The organism is Nitratireductor sp. CH_MIT9313-5 (assembly GCF_037029545.1).
Classification (GTDB): domain Bacteria; phylum Pseudomonadota; class Alphaproteobacteria; order Rhizobiales; family Rhizobiaceae; genus Chelativorans.
The window spans coordinates 628,388-646,503 of record NZ_JAYMER010000014.1 but is presented as its reverse complement, the minus strand read 5'-3'; the positions used below and the strand labels follow the sequence as shown (position 1 = coordinate 646,503).

Genomic DNA, 18,116 nt, shown 5'->3' with positions numbered 1-18,116 from the left:
ATCTCTCGCCGGGCCTTTGTGTAGATAACCTCGGATTAGCCGCCGATCGGCGTGCCACCATTCGGATGCAACACCTGCCCGGTCATATATGAGGAATCCTCGCATGCCAGGAAGAGCATGCAGGGTGCTACCTCATTGGGTTGACCGGGACGGCCAAGCGGCGTGTTCGTCCCGAATTCCTTGACCTGTTCGGCAGGGAATGAGGCCGGGATGAGCGGGGTCCAGATTGGACCCGGCGCCACACCGTTGACGCGGATGCCCTTGGACGCAAGGCTGCCCGATAATGCACGAACCATGGCAAGAAGCGCGCCTTTGGTCGTGGCGTAGTCCATCAGCACGTCCTGCCCCTTATAAGCAGTGATCGAGGTGGTGACGATGATCGACGCTCCTTCCTTCAAATGAGGAAGTGTGGCCTGGGTGAGGTGGAATGCGCCGAAGACATTGGTCTGATAGGTGCGAGTGAACTGTTCTTCGGGAATATCTTCGAAAGCCTCCTGGTAATGCTGTTCGGCAGCATTGTTCAACAGAATGTCGATCTTGCCGAATTTCTGCAGAACTTCCTCAACGAAGGCAAAGACGGCAGCGCGATCTGCGATATCGCCGGCCTTTGCGAGTGCCTTGCGGCCTTCTGCCTCGACGAGACGGACAGTTTCCTTCGCGTCCTCATGCTCGTCCTTGTAGAAGAATGCGATGTCGGCACCTTCGCGTGCAAAGAGCACGGCCGTCGCGCGGCCAATCCCAGAATCCGCGCCTGAAATCACGGCGACCTTGCCCTTCAGTCGGTCCGAGCCTTTGAAGCGGGGCTCATAGTCCGGCTGAGGATGCATTTCATGCTCGTCGCCCGGCTGATGTTCTTGATGCTGTGCAGGCATGTGCTGGTTCATCTTCAGGTCCTCGTTGTTGGGAAACGACATCGCTGACCCAACCCGGCGCCATGTCGGCGAGTTCCATCACGAGTAGTGGGAACAATGGCCGGGCAATCACGATTGTCCTGGAGAGGAAACAAAGGAGGCTAAGATGCCAGCACAGTCCAAGGCACAGCAAAAAGCGGCAGGTGCGGCACTTGCTGCAAAGCGTGGCGACATGCCCAAGTCGAAGTTGAAAGGCGCATCCAAGGACATGGAAGATTCCATGACCGAGAAGGAACTTGAAGAGCTGGCCGAGACCGATCGCAAGGATCTGCCGGAGAAGAAGGACTGATCCTTCACAGCATCATAAAGCCCGCTGGTGAGGCGGGCTTCTTTTCAGTCCAGTGGCGGGGGTGACTTGCTGTGTTCCAACGTCGCGAGGAAGTTGTTCAGCCAGCTTGCATTGTCGCGCTTGCGGATGCGCTCCATCAACGCGCGCTGCCGGTCCTGTCGTTCATCAAGCGGCATTGTGAGGGCGCGGCACAGGTTGCGTGCCATGTCGTCCACATCATAGGGATTGACGATCAGGGCCTCGCGCAAGTCCTCTGCGGCGCCTGCGAATTTCGAGAGAACCAGAACGCCAGGATTATCCATAGACTGCGCCGCGATATATTCCTTCGCGACAAGGTTCATTCCGTCTCGCAGCGGGGTGACGAAACCGACCTGACTTGATCTGAACAATGCGGCGAGCGCGTCACGGGGAACGGTGCCGTGAATGTAGTGCACGGGCGTCCAGTTGAAATCCGCAAATCTGCCATTGATCGCGCCGGATAGCGCTTCAAGCTCGGTGCGGATCTCCACATATGCCTCAACTTCTTCACGCGTGGGCGTTGCGATCTGCATGAGTGCTACGGATTTGCGCATCTCCGGGTAGAGTTCCAGCAGGCGAGCAAAAGCGCGAAGGCGGTCTGGGAGGCCTTTCGAGTAGTCGAGACGATCCACCCCGATAACCTGCCGACGACCCAGTATCTCTCGGCGACGGGTTTCGATCAGCACTTCATCATTAGGGCGTTCAGCCATTTCCACAAAGGCATCGACATCAATGCCGATCGGGAATACGCCAGCTATGACTTCGCGGTCGCCCCACTGGAAACGTCCGTCGCCGGTCATGGTGCTGGAAAGATGCTGTTCGACATAGTGCTGCAGATTGTTCAGGTCCGTCTGAGACTGCAGGCCGATCACGTCGAACTGAAGCAGGCTTTCCACCAGCCACCGGTGACGCGGAACAGCTGAAAGGATCTCCGGCGGTGGCAGCGGGATGTGCAGGAAGAAGCCAATTCGCTGCTTGCAGCCGCGCTGGCGCAGCTCTGCTGCGAGGGGCAGCAGGTGATAATCATGTATCCAGATCAGGTCGTCTTCGCGCAGCGATGACATCAACGCATCGGCGAAGCGCGCATTCACGCGGCGATAACCGTCGAGATAGACCGTTTTGTAGTCGACCAGATCAAGACGATAGTGAAACAGCGGCCATAGGACACTGTTGGAGAAACCTAGATAATATTCCTCATAGTCCTGCCGCGTCAGCGGCAGAACAATCTGAGTGACATCACCGATCTGCTTGGAAACCGGTTCCAGATTTTCGCTGGTGTCGGCAGTCTTGCCGTCCCATCCCAGCCACACGCCGCCGCGCTGGCGCAGCGAGTCGGCCAGGCCAACCGCCAGTCCACCCGACTGGGATGATTTGGTCAGATCCGCAACGCGGTTTGATACAACGACAAGTCTTCTCAAACCACGGTCTCCCATGGTGCTGAAAGCCGACGCGCGCCATTGATGATGCCCACCATGGAGTAGGTTTGCGGGTAGTTGCCCCACATTTCGCCGGTTACGGGGTGCGTGTCCTCCGAGAGCATACCAAGCGAATTGCGCGTCTTGAGCAGCGTCTCGAATAGTTCGCGGGCCTCATCCTTGCGGCCGATGCGGGCCAGTGCATCAAGGCGCCAGAACGCGCAGATGTTGAAGGAGACTTCCGGCTTGCCGAAGTCGTCGGCGGCTTCATAGCGCAGCATATAGGGGCCGTCCGACAGATGCTTTTCAAGCTGGTCGACCGTGCTGACATAGCGCGGGTCCTTGGGATCTATGAAGCCGACCTCCGTCATCAGGAGCACACTGGCGTCGAGGGTCTCGCCGCCGAAGCTCTCGACAAAGGCCTGACGCTTCTCGGACCACGCTTCTGCAAGAATCCGGGCCTTGATCTCGTCTGCCCTGTCTCGCCAGTAACGAACACGAGAGGTTTCTCCAATTCGGTGGGCGATATGCGCCAGTCGATCACATGCGGCCCAGCACATAAGGCTGGACGATGTGTGAACGCGCGAGCGTGAACGCAGTTCCCACATGCCGGCATCGGGTGCGTTATGCAGCTTGTAGGCCTGTTCTCCGGCCTGTTCCAGCAGGCGGAAATCAGTCAGGCTTGGTTGCATGCGGATGCGTTGGTCGAAAAAGATCTGCGCGGCGCCAAGGATCACATTGCCATAGACATCATGCTGGTAGTGCTCATGTGCCTGGTTGCCCAGACGCACCGGTCCCATGCCGCGATAGCCGGCGAAATTTTCCTGAATGCTCTCCACAAGGTCAGCCTCACGGCCAACCCCGAATACGGGCTGAAGATGGCCGCCACCAGCATCCGCCACGATATCCATGAGGTAGCGGAAATAGTTTTCCATGGTCTGGACGGTGCCCAGGCTGTTCAGTGCACGGACCACGAAGAATGCGTCACGCAGCCAGCAGAAGCGGTAGTCCCAATTGCGGCCGCTGTCAGGCGCCTCGGGGATTGATGTTGTCATCGCAGCAATGATCGCGCCGGTCGGCTCGTAGGTGCACAGCTTGAGTGTGATTGCAGCTCGGATAACCGCTTCCTGCCATTCAAAGGGCAACGAGAGCCCCGTAACCCAGCTGTGCCAGTAATTCGCAGTGCGGTCGCGGAACTCGCGTGCAGTCTCGCTCACGTCGCCGTCCAGGGTCTCGTCCGGACCAAGCACGAAGGAAAGGGGGCTTGAGAGGTTGAAACAGGTTTCGTCGAGGACATAGTCGATCGGTGCGTCGGTCGTCAGACGCAGGGTCATCTCCGGCCCTACATAACGGATATGGTTCGAGCCACGCGTCATTTGGGGGCGCACGGTGCCATGCGCGAAGGTTGGGCGCAGGCGTACCGAGATGCGTGGGGTTCCCGATAGCGGGCGGACCTGCCGCACCAGCGTCTGCGGGCGGAACATGCGATCACGCCAGAAGAAGCGCGGCGCAAAATCCACGATCTCCAGTGATCCGGAGGCACCGTGCAGGCGCGTAATCAGGATGGCCGTGTTGGGATCGTAATGCTGTTCGGTCTCGGCCAGATCCTCAAGCTGGATGGAGAACAGGCCATCGCCGGGTTCTTCCTCGCCGCTGATCAGCGAATTGAAGACAGGGTCGCCGTCAAATCGTGGCAGGCAGCACCACACGATGCGGCCCTTGGGGTCAATCAATGCGGAGAAGGTGCAGTTTCCCACTGCGCCGAGGTCGAGTGTCGACATATATTGCACCTATGAGGTCAGTTGTTGCTGTTCGAACATGCCAGCCAGGGAATCCAGCCAGCTTCTGAAACTTTCGGTGCTGTCAGCCCGGTAGGCCGCAGCAGTCTCGCCTTCGCCGATCTTGATGGAGACGCCCCTGTCATCGGCAATGGCAAGAAACGCGTCTTCGTCGGTAACGTCATCTCCGGCGAATAGCGGAATGCGTCCGTTGAAAGGGGGTTCCTTCAGAAAGGCTTTCAACGCATCGGCCTTTGTCGCCTTGCCCGCCTTGATCTCGATCACCTTCTTGCCGTTGAGAATGTGCAGGCCCGCGTTGCCGTTGACGGCTTCATGCACCGCCGTCTTCGATGCGGCCTCAAGCTCCGGGCGCTTTCTGTAGTGCAGTGCGATGGAGCCCTGCTTGCGCTCTATGAAGATGCCTTCATTCCGGTCGCGGTAGCGCTCCAGACTTTCTGCAACACCTTCCAGTGCCCTCTCGTCGGTGGGGACGGAAGACATTGATCCATCCGCTCCGCGCCGTTCAAGCCCGTGCACGCCGGCAATCGGCAGGTTCAAAGGAGAAAGGAAGTGGTCGATCTCAGAGATCGGACGTCCCGTGACAATGGCTACAGCGCCGCCAGTCACTTTCTCAAGGCGTGCGAGAGCATCGATCGTCTGCCTTGGAACAGCGACCGCTGCGGGGTCATCTGCGATATCAGCCAGTGTCCCGTCGAAATCCAGAAAGATAGCGACTTCATGGGGATGCAGGGCGTTTTTATCGAGTTTTGTGAGTGGTTCTGGTCTGCCAGCCATATTGTTGCGAGAAATGAGCGGAATCATGAAGCCTTGGGAGGGCTCTCACAAGCTAGGACATGGTCTCCCAAAAGTGAAGGAAGCCCCGGTGGATTACCGGGATAAAATGAAATCAAGGCCTGCGTGATGCTGAAAATGATCATTCCCGCGGTGGCAACTGCGATTGCCATGAGTGCCACTTCAACAGCCCTTGCGCAGTCCCACCGCGCCGATAGCCGCTCGATGACCTGCAATGAGGCTCGTGCGGCTGTCATGCGCCACGGCGCAATTGTGCTTAGCACCGGTCAGCATACCTATGACCGCTATGTCGCGCACGAAAGGTTCTGCAGTCCACACCAGATGGCCGAACGGGCAACCGTGCCGTCGCGCGACGCGGCTGCATGTTTCGTTGGCTACCGATGTGTGCTCGACACCAGGCGCAAAGACAGGCGCTGGTGGTTGCACCGCCGCTGATTATTCGGCGGCAACGGTATCCGTGCTGCGCTGAAGGATGAACCGGCGCAGCCTGCGAGCAGCCTCGCGCAGCACATCATCCTCCTGGCACATGGATATGCGCACATGGCCTTCAGCCGAGGCCCCGAAACTGGTGCCGGGCATAATGGCAACCTTTTCGCTATTCAGCAGGTCCCATGCGAAAGCTTCGCAGTCCGGTTCCACAGCAGAGATATCAAGCATGACATACATGCCGCCATCCACGCCGCGTTGAACGATGCCGTTCAGGCCCGCAATCTCGTCCAGGAAAATACGGCGACGCTTGGCATAGCGCTCGGCGATTTCGTCAATACCGTGTCTCTCCTCGACTGCAATCGCTGCTGCGCGCGAGACGAAATCGGCCAGTCCATAGCTGGAGACCAAATTCAGGCTGATCAGAAGGCGGATCATTTCCGATGGTCCGCACAACCAGCCGACACGCCAGCCCGTCATGCCGTGGCTCTTCGACAGGGAGTTGATGACGAGCGTGCGCTCCTTCATCCCCGGCAGGCTGCGTGGAGAGAAATGGCTGCCCGGCGTGTTGATGGTCCAGTAGACCTCGTCCGAGACGAGCCACAGGTCATGTTCAATGCAAAGCCTGGCAATCGCCTCCAGCGTAGGGCGGGAATAGACTGCGCCTGTGGGGTTGTTTGGACTGTTGAGGAGGATCATCCGGGTTTCGGGGCGGATCGCCGCGGCTATCTTTTCCGGGTCCGGCTCAAAGTCGCGCTCTGCTTCGGCTGCAATTTCGGTGAAGCTTGCTCCGGCGGAGCGGATGGTGCCGGGGTAGGTGGCATAGTAGGGGGAAATGATGATGGCATGATCGCCAGCATCCAGCGTTGCCTGACATGCTGCAAACAGTGCGCCTTGTCCGCCCTGGGTGACAATAATCTCCTGCTCGACTGTTTCGACGCCGGTGGATTCGCTCGACAGTCCTGCCAGGGCGGAGCGCAGGCGGGGGAGGCCAGGAAGCTGGATATAGTGATGGTGGCCGGCGCGTACCGCATCCACTGCCGCCTCTACCGTTCCTTCCGGGGTGTCGAAATCATGATCCCCGATGGAGAGCATCAGAATGTCTTCGCCAGCCAGCTTGCGCTGCATCGCAGCGAAGTGAACTTCCCAGCCGTCCTTGCCTTCGACAGTGATGCCGGTAACGCGTTTTGAGGGTTGAGGCATTGTGGTGCGCCTTCGCTAATTCGTCTCTGACGAGAGGGGTCTAGCAGCGCGCGCATTCTGTCAAGCGATCGGCCGCACTTTGCTGTGCTAGAGGTGGATGCTCAACAGCCAGCCGGGGCGGAAATCCAGAGGATGGTTGCCGGCACTGCACCGGGATTGCGCCAATGCGCTTCCCCTTCGCTCACGGTGAAGCTGTCGCCTGTTTCCAGCAGGTTCTGCTGGCCCGAATGATTGAGCTCAACACTTCCCGAAAGGATCTGGCCTGCGTCTTCGCCCCGGCGACCGCCAGTACGCGTCCAGCTTGCCCCCGGTTCGAATGTGGTGCGTGTCATGGTGAAGCTTCCGCCAAGATGAGGGGAAACCAGTTCGCGCGTCACGCCGGGCGCGGAGGTATCAAGTCGCCGGCCATGTCCCAGGCGGACGACGCCCGGCAGGTCCTCACCGTTTTCGCACTGGGGCTGAAAGAAGAAGCTGACCGGTACCTTGAACTGTCCGGCGAGCGCGCGCAAATCGGCGAGAGTCGGAAGCGATATTCCGCGTTCAACCTGGCTCAGCCATCCCACGGAGCGTCCAAGTCGCTCCGAAAGCCCGGCCAAAGTGAGACCGTTGGCCTTGCGCAGCCGCCGGATATCCTCGGCAAGCAGATGCATGGCCCGCTTCTTCAATTCCTTCGTGTCGGTATGGTCGGTCAGCATGATGGTGCGGCAAATTCCCTCTGGAAATTATTCAGGCCGGTCGCTATGAAAAAATCAAGCTGATTTTCACGGGCGGGTGCGAGAAGCGTCCGGCCGCTATTTTTTATCCGAGATCGACCATCCGAGCGGGAAGGGAAAATGTTGGCACCGGACAAGAAGGGGAAATATTCCGACATCGCCCAGACAGTGGACGAAGCGCTGCTGACGCGTCGCTCGGTGCGTGCTTTCCTGCCCGATCCTGTCGATGAGCAGACGATCCGGGATATTCTTCAGGTTGCCTCGCGTGCGCCGTCAGGCACCAATATGCAGCCATGGAAGGTCTTCGTCGCAACTGGCGAGGTGAAGCAGAAGGTTGCAGATGCCATTCTCTCCTCCGGGGTCAGGCCCGAAAAGATCGAGTGGGACGAATACCGCTATTATCCCGACAAGTTTTTCGAGCCTTATCTGTCGCGTCGTCGCGCTGTCGGCTTTGCGCTCTACAGCCTTCTGGGAATTGGTCGGCGCGAGGTGGAGCGGATGCGTGCGCAGCATGACCGCAACTTCACCTTCTTCGATGCGCCGGTCGGGCTGATCTTCACGATCGACCGCCGGCTGAACAAGGGGTCGTGGGTTGACCATGGCATGTTCCTGCAGTCCATCATGCTGGCCGCGCGTGCGCGCGGATTGCATACCTGCCCGCAGGCCGCATTCGCACCCTATCACAAGCTGATCCGCCCGATCCTCGGGATACCGGAAGAAGAGATCGTCGTGTGCGGCATGGCGCTTGGTTATGAGGACAGCTCCAAGCCCGAGAACAGCCTGCGCAGCGAACGGGCGCCGCTGGAGGAGTTCGTCACGTTTGTAAAGTAGCGCGTAGTGCCCTCGCGTTACCAAAGCTTAATGTGACGGCAACACCGCGGTAAGATGCGTATTGCCACTCTGAGCATGTTCAAAAGGCCGTTCCCCCTGACGGCCCATGCAAGGAGTTAGCATATGTTTCGCAAAATTGTTCTTTCCGCCCTCGCTCTTTCGCTGCTTGCCGGCACGGCCGTTGTCCATGCCCAGGACGCAGGCTCTTCGGCACCTGAAGCTTCGGTCAGCCGCGACAGTGGAGCGAAGTCGCGCCAGGGCCGCATGTTTGAGCAGCTGGATGCTGACAAAGACGGCAAGATTTCTGCTGCTGAACTCAGCGCACCGCATATCGACCGCCTCAAGGCCGCCGATGCCAATGGCGATGGTGAGCTTTCCAAGGAGGAACTGACGGATTTCGTTCAGAAGCGCGCCGCTGAACGTCGCGCGGAGCGTATGGCCAAGCGTCTCGACATCAATGGCGACGGGACGGTGACCATTGAGGAAATCGAGGGCCACCAGGCCAAGCGCTTCGCCCTTGCCGACCGCAATGATGATGGCGTGCTTGATCAGGATGAGTTGCGCAAGGTGTCGGGCAAGCATGGCATGAAGAAGGGCATGCGCCATGGTCGCCATATGGAACGTGGTGGCATGCATGAGCGCCACGGTATGCGCCAGCACATGCGCAAGATGCATGATGACCGCGCTTCGGCTCCCACCGCGCCTCAGGACGCGCCAGCCGAGTAATAAACTTCAAATCCCGCTTGACGCAGCAGGCCCGGCTTTCGCAGCCGGGCCTTTTTCGTCGCCTGCCGTGCGGTGATGCCGTGTTGGGAATTGCCGCAATAGAGTGTTAGTTGGACACTATCTGGCCAAGCAGGGAATCAGGTTCATCGTGCAAACAGAGGCGGATCGCAAAATTGTAGGCGTGCTGGCGCTTCTCCAGCAGTTTTTTATCGCCGCTTTCATATTGTTGGCGCCGCTCCACGCCTTTGCGCAGGGCGATATTATCGGGCAGCAGCAACAGGCTATTGAAAAAGTGGACGAGGCCATCGACGCGCTCGCTGATGTGGTTGCGAGCGAAGCTGTCGATGATGCGGCCCTGGTTGATGCGCGTCTGGAGTTGGAGAAACTTTCGCGTGACCTTTTGGAGAGCGGGGTCAAGTTCCGGCCGCGTCTGAGCGAAATCAACGACCGTCTCGATCAACTTGGTCCGGCGCGTGGTGAGGGTGAGCCGCCCGAGCCGGAAGTGGTGGTTCAGGAGCGCCAGCGCCTTCTTGACGAGAAGGCGACCATCAATGCCATGATCGGCGAGGCTGAAACGCTGTCGGTGCGCATCGGGCGGCTGGTCGACGACGTGGCCCAGAAGAGGCGCGAGCTTTTCACGAATGCGCTCTCGCGCCGCTTCGATATTTCTGCAGCCTTCGGTCCGGAAGTGGCGGAGGAGTTCAGCAGCGACATCAAGCGCCTATACGGTACGGTTTCCTCCTGGCTCAATTACGTGACCCAGGTAAAGCTCCGGGCCGCATTGCTTGCCGCAGGTGCATCTCTACTCTGCGCGCTTGCCTTGCTCATTGGTGGGCGGCGCTATTTCGGTGATTTCATTACGCCAGATATTGACGTGGAGGAGCCGTCCTATCTGGCCAGGCTAACGGTGGCATTATCCTCAACGCTGCTGCCTTCCGCGGCGCTCGCGCTATTTCTGTCACTGACCTATTTTCTTTTCCACGCCTTCGGTGTGCTGCCGGATGAAATCGCGCAGCTTCTCAGGGCACTGTTCATTGTCATCGCCACGGTTTTCTTCGTCTATCGCCTGACGAGTGCGGCACTTGCACCGCGTATGCCGAGCTGGCGGCTTCTGCCCATTGAATGTGGAGCATCTTCGCGCCTCTGCTGGCTTGTTGCGGCGATGGCAGGCGTAACCGCTTTCGACTATTTCATGGGCCGCGTCTATTCGGTCATCGGCTCCCAGCTCTCATTGACGGTGGCCACGAGCCTTGGGGCAACCGTTGCCGTGGGCGTTCTGCTGATTCTCATCGGAATGGTGCGGCCGTTCCCGCCGAAGGAAGAGGGAGAAAAACCGCGCCCGTGGCCGGTTTCATTCCGGCTGCTCATCTTCCTGGTGGGTATTGCGACCATATTGGCCGCGCTCTTCGGTTATATCGGTTTCGCGCGGTTCCTGTCGCAGCAGGTGGTCGTCACGGGTGCCATCCTTGCGACCATGTATATCGGCTTCCTGACATCCGGTGCCATCGGGGGCGAAGGGGCTTTCGCACGGTCGCGGACCGGGCGTTTGATGGCTGAGCGGTTGGGACTGGATGAGGGCGTGATGGATCAGCTTGGGCTGGTTGCCGCGCTCGGTATCAACATTCTGGTCGTCTTGATCGGCGCTCCGATGATCCTGCTGCAATGGGGCTTCCATCTGGCGGATCTGACGACATGGACCTATGGCATCGCGAACGAGATTCGCATCGGATCCATATCCTTTTCCATCATCGGTATCCTCACCGGCATTGTGGTGCTGGTGCTTGGCTATTTCATCACCCGGTGGTTTCAGGCGTGGCTTGATGGATCGGTGATGGCGCGAAGCCGGATGGATACCGGCGTGCGCAATTCCATCCGGACCGCCATAGGGTATGTCGGTGTCGCTATTGCCGCGCTGATTGGTATCTCTGCGGCCGGCATCGATCTCTCAAATCTCGCACTTGTGGCCGGTGCTCTCTCACTGGGTATCGGCTTCGGACTACAGAATATCGTTTCGAACTTCGTGTCGGGCCTCATCCTTCTTGTGGAACGGCCCTTCAAGGCTGGTGACTGGATCGTGGCCGGCGCGGTTTCGGGCACGGTGAAGAAGATTTCCGTGCGCGCAACAGAAATCGAGACCTTTCAACGTCAGACGGTGATCCTGCCTAATTCGGAACTCATCAATGCGGCAGTCGGAAACTGGACCCACAAGAACAGCCTGGGTCGTCTGGAGATCCCGGTCGGCGTTGCCTATGGCTCGGATGTGCGCCGGGTCCATGGCATTCTCATGGATATCGCGAGGTCGCATCCGCTGGTCCTGAAGAACCCGGAACCTTTCGTGCATTTCGCCAATTTCGGCGACTCTTCGCTCGATTTCGAAGTCCGCGTTTATCTCGCCGATATCCTGCGACAGCTTGAGGTGCAGAACGATATACGTTTTGCCATTGTCGAGGCATTCGACAAAGAAGGCATCGAGATACCGTTCCCGCAGCGCGATCTTCATTTGCGTTCCGGATTTGCTGCCGCAAGTGACCTGCAAGCCAAATCGCCGGAGCAGCAAGTGCCCGACGAGAAGGGTGAAGGCTGACAGTATTGAGGCGGCATTCAGTTGCCGTTCACATTGCTGTGGCTATAACGGGGCACAAATCGGGGCGGTTTTGGTTGATCGTCCCTTCGATAGAGGCGGTGGCAACACCGAAGTGCTTGATGAAGAAGATTGTTCTAGCTCTTGTTGGTGTGAGCCTGGCCGTTCCTGCAGCCTATGCCGCCAGCGTCGTAAACCGTGATGAGGAGACGCATACGCTGACCGTCACCGAAGGAGGTGACCAGACGCGGATTACGGTTGCCAAGGACGAAACCATCCAGTTTTGCCAGTCGGGTTGCTTTGTAACGATGCCGAATGGTGACCGTGAGGTTCTGACTGGCTCAGAAACCATCGAGATTGAACAAGGGCGCGGGCGTATCCGCTGATAAAATCGCTCCAACACCTCATGTGCTGATCGTGCCGGGCAGAAATGTCCGGCATTTTAGTTTTCGCGTAATGCGCGTGTTAACGATAAATTCTGTTTGGCGCTCCTGGCTTCCAGCTTCGCTATGCGTATTCACTCTTCGCCAAGAAGTTGAGCGTATCCCCTGCGTAAAGGCACGGATCTTGTCCGTGGAGTATCAGGGGGCTTTCATATGGACGTGCGGTCTGAGCGCAATTCCGTACCGCTTGCGGTCGATCTTGATGGCACGCTCATTGCCACGGATCTTCTCTGGGAGACGCTGTTTCTCCTGATCCGTCAGCAGCCCCTGTGCATTCTTTTCCTCCCTTTCTGGCTTCTGAAGGGCAGGGCCCATTTCAAGTGCAGGATCGCCGAGCGCGTGACGTTCGAGCCGGCAAGTCTGCCATATCGCGAAGACCTGCTGGCGCGATTGCAGCTTCAGAAAGGCGAGGGGCGTGAGATCGTTCTGGCGACTGCCTCGCCTCGCAAGCTTGCCGAGGCAATTGCTGCGCATCTGGGTGTCTTTGATCGTGTGCTGTGCACCGACCCGGACTGCAACATGGCTTCCCAGACAAAGCGCCAGGCGCTTGTCGATCTCTATGGCGACGGTGGCTTTGACTATGCGGGCAACAGCCGGGCGGATATCCGCGTCTTCGATGCTGCGCGCAGTTCGATCGTTGTTGCTCCCGACAAGGCGGCATCCAGGTGGCATGCTGCGCACGGGGGCGAGCTGATCGCGGCCCCGAAGCTCGGCCTCAAGGTTATCGCTAAGATGCTGCGCGTTCACCAGTGGCTGAAAAACGCCTTGATCTTCGTGCCCATCGTTCTGGCGCATCAATACACCAATCTGCCGGTTCTTGTGGAAGGGCTTCTGGCATTCATCGCGTTCAGCGCGGTCGCTTCGGCAATCTATATCCTCAACGACCTGTTTGATCTCGCGCTGGACCGTGCCCATTCCACGAAGCGCAACAGGCCGTTTGCGAGCGGGGCCTTGTCCATTCCCTTCGGACTGGCCAGCATGGGGGGGCTTCTGGCGGTCGGCGCAACGATTTCCGCTTTCCTGCCGCCGCTATTCGTAGGCGTTATGGTGCTTTATCTGGTGGCGACCACGGCCTACTCCATCACGGTCAAGCGCATGCTCCTGGGTGATGTCCTCACCTTGGCCGGCCTATACACGCTGCGCATTCTGGCCGGTTGTGCGGCAACCGGGATCGCCGTTTCATTCTGGCTTCTGACCTTCTCCATGTTCTTCTTCCTATCGCTAGCTTTGGTAAAGCGCTTCGTGGAGCTGCGCACGTCGGAAGTGCCGGTAGGGGAGCGTGTCGCCGGGCGTGGCTATCGCTGCGAGGACCAGGATATTGTCGCTCAAGCCGGCATGGCCTCGGCCTTCTCGTCTGCGCTTGTCTTGGCGCTTTACATCCAGAGCGATGTGACTGACGAAATGTACCGGTATCCGTGGCTGATATGGCCGCTGGGCCCGATCGTGCTCTACATCACCATTCGCATCTGGATCCTGGCGCGTCGCGACGAGATGCATGACGATCCCATCGTCTTCATCATCCGTGACTGGCGCAGTCAGGCGGTTGCTGCGCTGGGTGCTGTGCTTCTTCTGGTGGCGGGCTTGTGACAATGCGCGGACCCTTCACCAGTTTCGGGCGAACTGTCACCGCAACAAAACGGGCAATGCGGCTTGAAGAGGTGCGCGGGCTTATCGAGCGCGGGCAGGTCGGTACCGGCAGTTTGCTCGCCTATGGCAATGGGCGCTCCTATGGTGACAGCTGCCAGAACTGCGAGAACGCAGTGGTGCCCATGGCATCGGCCGGCGAAATCAGCCTCGACACGGACACGGGTCTGCTGACCGCATCGGCAGGTGTGATGCTGTCGGATATAATCGTCCGTGCGGCACCCCTTGGCTGGTTTCCGGCCGTTGTCCCCGGCACCCAGAACATCACTCTTGGTGGGGCCATCGCCAATGATGTGCATGGCAAGAACCATCACCGCCGTGGCACATTCGGCTGTCATGTCGAACGCTTCAGCCTTCTGCGCTCCGACGGGGTCGTTCGCGCATGCAGTCGCACAGAGAATACGGAACTGTTCGAGGCAAGCATTGGCGGGATGGGGCTCACCGGCCTCATTCTGGAGGCTACGATCCGCCTGATGCCTGTGGGGCATGCGGATGTGGAAGAAAGCGCTGTCGCGTTCGACAATCTCGACGAATATTTCGAGCTTGCTGCTGATGCCGATGCGCAAAACGAATACGCGGTCGCCTGGATCGATCAGCTCGCTGGCGGGCTGGAGACCGGGCGAGGCGTGTTGCTTACTGCCAACCATGTTGCGGAGGGAGGTGCATTCAAGGCGGCGAAAAAGCCGAATCTTTCCGTGCCCTTGCAGCCGCCTTTCAATGTCTTGAATCAATATTCCATCGGGCTTTTCAACAGGGCTTACAGATGGAGCAAGCTGCGCAGGCCGGGCCTGCGGCGAAGCTCTTATGCGAGTTATTTCTTTCCCTTGGACGGCGTGCGCAACTGGAACCGCCTCTACGGTCCCGGCGGCCTCTACCAGCATCAAAGCGTGGTTCCTGAAGCGTTGGGGCGGGATGTGGTGCCTGCGCTGTTGAAAGCTGCCCAGGATGCTGGACAGGCTTCGTTCCTAACCGTCCTCAAGCGGTTTGGACCCGTACGATCCCCGGGGCTGATGTCGTTTCCCAGTGCCGGCTACACGCTAACGCTTGATTTTCCCGCCCAGGGTAACGCGACGCTGAAGCTTCTTGAGAAGCTGGATGCCATCACCATCGAGGCCGGAGGTGCGGTCAATCCCTACAAGGACGCTCGCATGAGCGCCGATGTCTTTGCAGCGGGTTTCCCGCAATGGCGGCGCCTTGAGGCGCAGCGCGATCCGGCCTTCATGTCCGACTTCTGGCGGCGCACCGCGATGGTTCTCGATGGTCAGGAACATAAGCGGGAGGCAGCGGAATGAAACTGCCATCCTTACCGGGCGGTAAACGCGGCCGGTTCAAATCTAACAAAGTGCTGCACGCGATATTTGCATCCATCCATTATGAGTTCGCGCAGGACTTACGGGGCGACATCAGATGAAATTCCTACCTTTCATACTCTTTACAGTGCTGACCAATGCGGCAGCACAGCTCATGCTGAAACACGGCATGATGACCATGGGCCCGATCAGCTTTGCTGGCGTCAATCCGATCCTGAAGATCCTTCAGATCGTCTTCAGCCCGTGGATTTTCGCAGGCCTGTCGGTCTTCGTGATCTCGATGGCCTCGCATCTCTACGTGCTTTCGAAGGTGGAGCTTTCCTTCGCCTATCCATTCCTGAGCCTCGCATATGTCGCAGTGGCGGTCTTCGCCTATTTCGTCTTCCGCGAGGATCTCAACGCATATCGCATCGCTGGCATCGCTCTCATCTGCGTGGGCACCGTGCTCATCGCGCAGAGCGGTCGTGAAGCGCCTGAAAAAACGGCTGAAGCAGCCTACAAGTCGGAAAGGTCGGTGATCCAATGAGACATATCATTTTTGGCGGAGACGGTTTTGTCGGGCGTCATCTCGCGCCCAAGCTGGTTGCCGATGGCCATGAGGTCATTGTCGCCGATATCGTGAAAAGCGATCTGCCTCACTATCGCCAGGTGCAGTTCGTGCATTGTGACGTCACCGATCCGTCGGCAGTCGAAGCACTTGGCATGAAGGCGGACGACATGGTCTACAACCTGTCGGCCAAGATGCTCTCGCCGATCCAGGTTCGTGCAAAGCGCCACGACTTCTTCTATCCGGTGAATTATCACGGCACGGTCAACATCATCGAGGCGATGGACCGGGCAGGGGCGAAGAACCTCGTCCACTTCACAACCGACATGATCTATGGCCACACGGTAACCTATCCGATGACCGAAGATCATCCAGTCGCACCGCTTGGCGAATACGGGCAGTCAAAGCTCGACACTGAGATCCTTGCAGCCGAGTGGCGCAAGCGTGGCATGAACATCTCGCTGTTCCGCCCGCGCCTCATCATTGGCCCTGGACGTCTCGGCATTCTGGAAAAGCTTTTCAAGCTGGTGGACATGAACCTGCCGGTCCCGATGATTGGTTCGGGCAAGAACCCCTACCAGTTCATCTCGGTCTTCGACTGCGCGGAAGCCGCACGCCTTGCCCACAAAGCGGGGGTTCCGAACGAAGCCTATAATCTCGGTTCCATCAATCCGCCGCCGGTGCGCAAGTTGCTCGGTGATCTGATCAAGCATGCGGGTTCGAAATCCTTCACGGTGCCCACGCCGGGTTGGGCGGTCAAGCGCACGCTCGACCTGCTCGACTGGATGAACATGCCGCTGATGGACCCCGAACAGTATCTGATTGCCGACGAGATGTGTGTTCTCGACGTCTCCAAGGGTGAGCGGGATCTGGGCTGGGTGCCTCAATACAATGACGGCGACATGCTGATTGCCGCCTATGACGAGTATCGCGCGAAGAAAGCTGGCCAGCCGGTCAGCGCCGAACACGTGCCGGCCGAGTAGGAGAAGGCAGATGACAGTCATGACCAAAGCCAGCGAAGTCGATGCCAAGCCAATGGTGCAGGCACCGGAACTTGCGCCTGCGGCAATCGCCAAGCCGCCGCTTCTTTCCGTGGAAGACGCCAAGGCGCTCAATGTCGAGCGGATGACGGACCTGTTCAAGGCGCATCTCAATCCCGGTCAGTATCACTTCATGAAGCTGCTGGGCTTCCACAAGATCAAGGTCGAGCGTGCCGAGGGCATGTATTACATCGACCAGAACGGCCGGAAGATACTCGATTTCTTCGGCGGTTTCGGGTCGCTGGCCTTTGGTCACAACCATCCGCGCATCATCGAGGCGCGGCAGAAATTCCAGGACGAGAAGCGCCACGAGATTGCGATTGCGTTCATGTCGCAATATTCGACCGCGCTTGCCTATAATCTCGCGGCCTGCTCGCCGGGCGATCTCGACATGGTCTTTCTCGGCTCCTCCGGTTCGGAAGCCATGGAAGCTGCGATCAAGCTTGCCGAAAGGGCTGCCGGGCCGAAGCGTCCGAAGATCGTCTATGCGGAGAATTCCTTCCACGGCAAGACGAAGGGTGTGCTCTCGCTGACAGACGGACAGCTCTATCGCGGCGAGTTCAAGCTCACCGACAATACGGTGCGCGTTCCGTTCGGTGATATCGAAAGCGTCGAGAATGCCTTCCGTGCCGATCCCGAAATCGGTGCCATTGTCCTGGAAACGGTCCAGGGTGGCGGCGGCATCATTTCGGCCGACAAGGAATACTGGCAGAAGCTGCGGGCTCTGTGCGACCAATACGGTGTGATCTGGGTTGCGGATGAAGTGCAGTGCGGCTTTGGCCGTACCGGACGCTTCTATGCCTTCGAGCATTATGACGTGGTGCCGGACATAACGGCACTCGCCAAATCGCTGGGTGCAGGCAAGGCGGCAGTCGGTGCGATGATCGCCAAGCGCGATGTTTACATGAAGGCCTATGGTACGCCGAAAACGGCCATGATCCACGCCATGGCGACCTTTGGTGGCATCGGTGAAGCCTGCGCGACCTCGATCGAGGGCCTCAATGTTCTTTACGACGAGAAGCTGATTGAGAATGCCGAAGCGGTCGGCGGATATCTCATCGAGCGGCTGAACGGCCTGAAGGAGAAATATCCGCGTATCATCAAGGATGTGCGCGGTAAGGGCTGCATGGTAGGCCTTGAGTTCCAGGACTTTTCGCAGACGCTGCCCGCAGTGCTGCGCCCGGTCGTCGGCATGCTTGACGACAAGCTGAAGGGTTCGCTCTCGGGCTTTGTCGGTGCGCTGCTTCTTCGCGATCATGACGTGCTGGTGGCCTTCACAGAATACAACCGCAATGTCATCCGCCTCGAGCCGCCGCTGATCGTGCAGCGTGAGCATGTGGATGCGTTTGTCGATGCACTCGACAAGCTCCTGGGCTGTGGCGTGGTCGCCATCGTCAAGGACTTCGTGAAGAGCCAGATGGGCTGAGG

17 protein-coding genes are annotated in these 18,116 nt (G+C 58.7%); 11 read left to right on the top strand and 6 right to left on the bottom strand.

Going from position 1 to position 18,116, the window contains the following annotated elements; genetic code table 11:
• Positions 1-35 precede the first annotated feature (35 nt).
• Complete coding sequence (locus WA367_RS10670; RefSeq protein ID WP_336056721.1) at positions 36-914, bottom strand: SDR family oxidoreductase; 879 nt, start codon at positions 912-914, stop codon at positions 36-38.
• A 103-nt stretch (positions 915-1,017) separates the two neighbouring features.
• On the opposite strand from WA367_RS10670, the gene WA367_RS10665 reads away from it, so the two are divergent.
• Positions 1,018-1,200 carry a DUF3008 family protein gene (locus WA367_RS10665; RefSeq protein ID WP_336056720.1) on the top strand — a complete coding sequence of 61 codons (183 nt, stop codon included), beginning with the start codon at positions 1,018-1,020 and terminating at the stop codon, positions 1,198-1,200.
• A 44-nt stretch (positions 1,201-1,244) separates the two neighbouring features.
• Here the strand turns inward: WA367_RS10665 and WA367_RS10660 are convergent, their stop codons facing one another.
• The 3 genes from WA367_RS10660 to otsB are packed head-to-tail and all read right to left on the bottom strand — an operon-like array spanning position 1,245 to position 5,233.
• A complete protein-coding gene (locus WA367_RS10660; RefSeq protein ID WP_336056719.1) occupies positions 1,245-2,636 on the bottom strand; it encodes an alpha,alpha-trehalose-phosphate synthase (UDP-forming) in 1,392 nt (463 codons plus the stop codon).
• Positions 2,633-4,414: a glycoside hydrolase family 15 protein gene (locus WA367_RS10655; RefSeq protein ID WP_336056718.1), complete on the bottom strand. Its 1,782-nt coding sequence runs from the start codon at positions 4,412-4,414 to the stop codon at positions 2,633-2,635. The genes WA367_RS10660 and WA367_RS10655 overlap by 4 nt, the downstream gene beginning before the upstream one ends.
• A gap of 9 nt (positions 4,415-4,423) precedes the next feature.
• Entirely contained in the window at positions 4,424-5,233 is an 810-nt protein-coding gene (gene otsB / locus WA367_RS10650) for a trehalose-phosphatase (protein WP_336056717.1), read from the bottom strand.
• A 99-nt stretch (positions 5,234-5,332) separates the two neighbouring features.
• On the opposite strand from otsB, the gene WA367_RS10645 reads away from it, so the two are divergent.
• A complete protein-coding gene (locus WA367_RS10645; RefSeq protein WP_336056716.1) occupies positions 5,333-5,659 on the top strand; it encodes a hypothetical protein in 327 nt (108 codons plus the stop codon).
• Here the strand turns inward: WA367_RS10645 and WA367_RS10640 are convergent, their stop codons facing one another.
• On the bottom strand, positions 5,660-6,853 hold the full coding sequence (locus WA367_RS10640; protein WP_336056715.1) for a pyridoxal phosphate-dependent aminotransferase: 1,194 nt from the start codon (positions 6,851-6,853) through the stop codon (positions 5,660-5,662). It lies immediately after the preceding gene.
• A gap of 101 nt (positions 6,854-6,954) precedes the next feature.
• The gene (locus WA367_RS10635) at positions 6,955-7,548 is read right to left on the bottom strand and encodes a helix-turn-helix domain-containing protein (protein ID WP_336056714.1); all 594 of its coding nucleotides are present in this window, start codon (positions 7,546-7,548) and stop codon (positions 6,955-6,957) included.
• Between the two features lie 138 nt (positions 7,549-7,686).
• Here WA367_RS10635 and WA367_RS10630 point away from each other — a divergent pair, with 138 nt between their 5' ends.
• From WA367_RS10630 to WA367_RS10590, 9 genes are all read left to right on the top strand, one after another.
• Entirely contained in the window at positions 7,687-8,397 is a 711-nt protein-coding gene (locus WA367_RS10630) for a nitroreductase (RefSeq protein ID WP_336056713.1), read from the top strand.
• Positions 8,398-8,520: 123 nt separating this feature from the next.
• Positions 8,521-9,123 carry an EF-hand domain-containing protein gene (locus tag WA367_RS10625; protein WP_336056712.1) on the top strand — a complete coding sequence of 201 codons (603 nt, stop codon included), beginning with the start codon at positions 8,521-8,523 and terminating at the stop codon, positions 9,121-9,123.
• A 181-nt stretch (positions 9,124-9,304) separates the two neighbouring features.
• The gene (locus WA367_RS10620) at positions 9,305-11,707 is read left to right on the top strand and encodes a mechanosensitive ion channel family protein (protein WP_336056711.1); all 2,403 of its coding nucleotides are present in this window, start codon (positions 9,305-9,307) and stop codon (positions 11,705-11,707) included.
• A 119-nt stretch (positions 11,708-11,826) separates the two neighbouring features.
• The gene (locus WA367_RS10615; RefSeq protein ID WP_336056710.1) at positions 11,827-12,090 is read left to right on the top strand and encodes a hypothetical protein; all 264 of its coding nucleotides are present in this window, start codon (positions 11,827-11,829) and stop codon (positions 12,088-12,090) included.
• A 210-nt stretch (positions 12,091-12,300) separates the two neighbouring features.
• Positions 12,301-13,734, top strand: coding sequence for a UbiA family prenyltransferase (locus tag WA367_RS10610; protein WP_336056709.1), 1,434 nt, complete (start codon positions 12,301-12,303; stop codon positions 13,732-13,734).
• Between the two features lie 2 nt (positions 13,735-13,736).
• Entirely contained in the window at positions 13,737-15,083 is a 1,347-nt protein-coding gene (locus WA367_RS10605) for an FAD-binding protein (protein WP_442935557.1), read from the top strand.
• A gap of 115 nt (positions 15,084-15,198) precedes the next feature.
• Positions 15,199-15,627 carry an EamA family transporter gene (locus WA367_RS10600; RefSeq protein WP_336056708.1) on the top strand — a complete coding sequence of 143 codons (429 nt, stop codon included), beginning with the start codon at positions 15,199-15,201 and terminating at the stop codon, positions 15,625-15,627.
• Positions 15,624-16,631: an NAD-dependent epimerase/dehydratase family protein gene (locus WA367_RS10595; RefSeq protein ID WP_336056707.1), complete on the top strand. Its 1,008-nt coding sequence runs from the start codon at positions 15,624-15,626 to the stop codon at positions 16,629-16,631. Before WA367_RS10600 ends, WA367_RS10595 begins: the two co-directional genes overlap by 4 nt.
• Positions 16,632-16,683: 52 nt before the next feature.
• On the top strand, positions 16,684-18,114 hold the full coding sequence (locus tag WA367_RS10590; RefSeq protein ID WP_336057113.1) for an aspartate aminotransferase family protein: 1,431 nt from the start codon (positions 16,684-16,686) through the stop codon (positions 18,112-18,114).
• The last annotated feature ends 2 nt before the right edge of the window (positions 18,115-18,116 follow it).